Source organism: Spirillospora sp. NPDC046719 (assembly GCF_040645715.1).
Lineage (GTDB): Bacteria > Actinomycetota > Actinomycetes > Streptosporangiales > Streptosporangiaceae > Spirillospora.
Genome location: NZ_JBEYYT010000385.1, coordinates 1 through 4,187, shown reverse-complemented (window position 1 = coordinate 4,187; position 4,187 = coordinate 1). Strand labels below are relative to the sequence as shown.

Genomic DNA, 4,187 nt, shown 5'->3' with positions numbered 1-4,187 from the left:
GGCTGTTTCGCGCGGAGCGCTAGCGGAGCGGGAAACAGCCCCTCAACCGTGACGGGGGTTCCAGGGGGTCGCCCCCCTGGGAGATCACGCCCGCTTCTTGAAAGCCCGCAGCGACAGCGGGGCGAAGACCAGGGAGATGCCGACGCCCCAGGCCAGCGCGATCCACGCGTGCTCCAGGACGGGGCCGCCGACCAGCAGGCCCCGCATGGACGTGACCAGCTGGGTCACCGGGCTGTTGTCCATGCAGAACGCGAGCCAGCCGGGGATGCCCTTGGTCGTCGGGATGAACGCGGTGCTCAGGAAGCTCAGCGGGAAGATCACCACGAAGCCGAAGATCTGCACCTTCTCCGGTTCGTTGACCTTCATGGCGATGTACACCGACGTCCACGAGAACAGCAGCGCGAACGTGAGCAGCAGCAGGAACGCGAGGAGCACCGAGAGGACGCCGGTGTGGACCCGGAACCCGATGGCGAACCCGACGCCCAGCAGGATCAGCATCGACCACGCCTGCTTGACGGTGTCGGCGATGATCCGCCCGGCGAGCGGCGCAGACCGGGAGATCGGCAGGCTGCGGAACCGGTCGAAGACGCCCTTGGTGATGTCGGTGTTCAGCCCGAAGCCGGTGCTCATCCCGGCGAACAGCGCGTTCTGCGCGATGATCCCCGGGATGACGATCGGCAGGTAGGCCTGCACGCTGCCGGCCATCGCCGGGCCGAACACGTACGCGAACAGCAGCACGAACATGATGGGCTGGATGGACAGGTCCAGCAGTTCCATCGGGTTGTGCTTGATCTGGACGAGGTTGCGCCAGGCCAGCGTCAGCGTGTTGCGGGCGGCGATGCCCGGCGACACGCGCTTGGCCAGGTCCTGCGGTGCGAACGCCGTGGCGGTCATGCCGTGGCCCCTTCCCGGTCGGCGGCCTGCTCGAGCGCGCCGGCCTCCGCGTCGATGTCGTCGGTGTGGTGGCCGGTGAGGGCGAAGAACACCTCGTCAAGGCTGGACTTGCGCAGCGACAGCTCGCCGACCGCGACGCCGGCGTCGTCGAGCCGCCGGACGACGGCGGGCATCAGCGCCGGGTCGGTGATCGGCGCGGACACCAGCCCGTCCCGGGTCTCCGGCTCGGCGCCGGTGAGGTCGGCGACGATCCGCGCGGCGGCCTCGCCGTCGGCCTCCCGGATCGGGCGCAGCTCCAGCACCTGCCCGCCGACCTGCTCCTTCAGCCGGTCGGACGTGCCCTGCGCGATGACCTGGCCGCGGTCGATCACCACGATGTCGTCGGCGAGCTGGTCGGCCTCCTCCAGGTACTGGGTGGTCAGCAGCACGGTGACGCCGTCGTCGGTCAGGCCGCGGACGATGTCCCAGAGGCCGCCGCGGCTGCGCGGGTCGAGGCCCGTGGTGGGCTCGTCCAGGAACAGGAACTGCGGCCGCCCGACGAGGCTCGCCGCGAGGTCGAGGCGGCGGCGCATCCCGCCGGAGTAGGTCTTGGCGGCGCGTTCGGCCGCCTCGGTGAGCTGGAAGCGCTCCAGCAGCTCCGCCGCGCGCGCCCGGGACGCCCGCCGGGAGATGCCGAGCAGCCGTCCGATGAGGATGAGGTTCTCGGTGCCGGTGAGCATCTCGTCGACGCCGGCGTACTGCCCGGTCAGACCGATCAGCTGCCGGACCTTGTGCGCGTCCTTCACCACGTCGTACCCGCCGACGCGGGCGCTGCCCTCGGTCGGCTCGATCAGCGTGGCGAGGATCCGCGTCGCCGTCGTCTTCCCGGCGCCGTTCGGGCCGAGGACGCCCAGTACGGTGCCGGGCTCCGCGGTGAGCGAGACGCCGGCCAGCGCCCTGGTCTCACCGAACCGCTTCACCAGGCCGTCGGCCTGGATCGCGTAGGACATGTGGTCTCCTGGGGACTCGGTCTGCCGGACATCCCGCCCGACGGGTGAGGACCCGCCAACCTATGCGTGCCCCGGGTCCCTGCGCATCCACATTTCCGCCGCCTGCGGCGGCGTCTCGGGCACGTTCTCCACCCTCGCAGCCGCCACTGACAAAACGCTGGTAGCGCGCCGTTTTCCCGGGACGTTCTAGACTCGCGGTGTGACGTCGGTGCGGCGCAGTCACCACAAGGACGGCGGGGACCCGCACCCGCCGCGGCTGCGGCCGCCCGCACACCGGGTGTCGCCGCGCGCCATCGCGCACTGGGCGATCGAGTACCTCCTGCTCTGGGGGCTCGCGTTCGGGCTGGCGCTCGGCGTCGCGGCCTGGCTCGGCGACGCAGGGTGGAGCGGGATGCCCGGCTGGCTGTCCGGGCGCGTCGGGTGGCTGCCCTACATCGTCGGGACGGCCGGGTTCCTCATGGTCACCGCGGCGCCCGTGTGGCGGTACCGGGTGCACCGCTGGGAGGTCAGCGCCGACGTCGTCTACACCCGTACCGGCTGGTTCAGCCGCGAGTGGCTGCTGGTGCCGGTCAGCCGGATCCAGACCGTCGACACCGAGCAGGGCTGGATCGAGCGGCTGCTCGGCCTCGCCACCATCAAGGTCAACACCGCCTCGCACACCGGCTCGTCGGAGGTGGCGGGCCTGCCCGCGGACGTCGCGACCCGCCTCGCCGAGCAGCTCGCGCACCGCGCGCACGACCTCCGCGACGACGCGACGTGAGCGTCCGACCCGAGGCCGGAGAGCCCGCCGCGGCGGGTCCCCCGCCCGCCGCCGTCGCGGCCGCGCCGCGCCGCCGCCGGCTGCACCCGCTGACGTTCGTGGTGGGGGCCGTCCGCGAGCTGATCGCGCTGCTCGCCGCGGGCGCCACCGGACTGCTCGTCGGCGGCATGTCCACCGCGTTCTACTTCACCCTCGCCGGGCTCGGGTTCGGGCTGGCGTTCCACGTCGCGGGCTGGGTGACCTTCACCTACGTCCTGTACGCCGACCGCATCGAGCTGCGCCGCGTCCTCCTCGGACGGTCGGTCAAGAGCATCCCCCGCGACCGGATCCGCGGCGTCGACGTCACCGCGTCCCTTCCGCAGCGGCTGCTCGGCCTCGCCGTCGTGCATATCGACGCGGGCGCGGAGGGCGGTGAGGGCACCCTCAACTCCGTGTCCCGCCAGGAGGCGGAGCGGCTGCGGCGGGTGCTGCTGGCCCGCCCGACCGCCGACCGGCGCCCGCCGCGCCGCCTCCTCGCCCGGGTGACGCCGCGCTGGTACCTGTACGCCCCGCTCAGCGGCGCCTACCTGCTCACCCCGTTCGCGCTGGCGGGCAGCGTGCTCGGCACCCTCTACAACCTCGGGGACGATCTCGGGCTCATCACCCGGCAGCGCGTCGAGACCGTCGGGCACGACGTCGCCGGGGTGGCCCCCGCCCTCGCCGTCGCGCTCCTCGTGCTGATGATCCTCGCCATGCCGGTCATGTCGGTGATCGTGTTCGCGCTGTTCAACTGGGACTTCACCGTGCACGAGCGGGACGGCTCGATCCAGGTGGAGCGCGGCGTGCTCACCCGGCGGGCCGTGTCCCTCGAACGGCGCCGGCTGCGGGGCGTCGAGCTGACCGACAACCCGCTCGAACGGCGCGCCGGGGTCGTCCGGCTCGGCGCGCTCATCACCGGACTCGGGGACGCCGCGCACCGGGGGCGGCTGCTGCCCACGGCGCCGCGCCCGGCCGCCGAGGACCTCGCGGCCCGCGTCCTCGGACCCGTCCCGGGCCCGCTGATCGCGCATCCTCGCGCGGCGCGCGGCCGGCGGGTCGCGCGGGCGGTCGCGCCCCTCGCGGGCGTCGCGGCCATCGCGGTGCTGGCCGGCCAGCCGTGGGTCGCCTACGCCTGCGCGGCCCTCGCCGTCCTCGCCGTTCCGCTGGGCCTGGACCGCTACCGCCAGCTGGGGCACGCCTCCGACGGCACCCGCCTCACCGTCCGCTCGGGTTCCCTGCGCCGCCGGCAGGTCGTCGTCGACCACGGCGCGGTGATCGGCTGGCGCGTCCGCCGGACGCTGTTCCAGCGCCGGCTCGGTCTCGCCACCCTGTTCGTCGCGACCGGCGCCGGCGACGGCGGCTACTCGGCGACGGACATGTCCGAGTCGGACGCCGTCGCCTTCGCCGCCGCCATCACGCCCGAATGGCTCGCGCCGTTCATCGAGCGCCCCGCGCCGGAACCGGCCGCGAAACGGGACGCCGCGCCCCGGGACGCCGAGCTCGGGGACGCGGCCCCGGGCGGGGCC

Annotated in this window: 4 protein-coding genes; 2 read left to right on the top strand and 2 right to left on the bottom strand. The window is 73.7% G+C overall.

Annotated features, from left to right (window positions below; all coding sequences use genetic code 11):
• Positions 1-84 precede the first annotated feature (84 nt).
• Entirely contained in the window at positions 85-894 is an 810-nt protein-coding gene (locus tag ABZ914_RS40095; RefSeq protein ID WP_190859958.1) for an ABC transporter permease, read from the bottom strand.
• Entirely contained in the window at positions 891-1,883 is a 993-nt protein-coding gene (locus tag ABZ914_RS40090; protein ID WP_500199786.1) for an ATP-binding cassette domain-containing protein, read from the bottom strand. Before ABZ914_RS40090 ends, ABZ914_RS40095 begins: the two co-directional genes overlap by 4 nt.
• A 199-nt stretch (positions 1,884-2,082) precedes the next feature.
• Here ABZ914_RS40090 and ABZ914_RS40085 point away from each other — a divergent pair, with 199 nt between their 5' ends.
• Together ABZ914_RS40085 and ABZ914_RS40080 are read left to right on the top strand one after the other, a co-directional pair.
• Positions 2,083-2,643 carry a PH domain-containing protein gene (locus ABZ914_RS40085; RefSeq protein ID WP_500199784.1) on the top strand — a complete coding sequence of 187 codons (561 nt, stop codon included), beginning with the start codon at positions 2,083-2,085 and terminating at the stop codon, positions 2,641-2,643.
• Positions 2,640-4,187, top strand: a 1,548-nt coding sequence (locus ABZ914_RS40080) for a PH domain-containing protein (RefSeq protein WP_500199783.1), incomplete at its 3' end; no start/stop codon positions are given. The genes ABZ914_RS40085 and ABZ914_RS40080, both read left to right, overlap by 4 nt.

What these genes read in the sequence shown, in the direction of transcription:
- ABZ914_RS40095 (WP_190859958.1), bottom strand. Translation starts at nt 894, where the DNA reads ATGACCGCCACGGCGTTCGCACCGCAGGACCTGGCCAAGCGCGTGTCG.
- ABZ914_RS40090 (WP_500199786.1), bottom strand. Translation starts at nt 1,883, where the DNA reads ATGTCCTACGCGATCCAGGCCGACGGCCTGGTGAAGCGGTTCGGTGAG.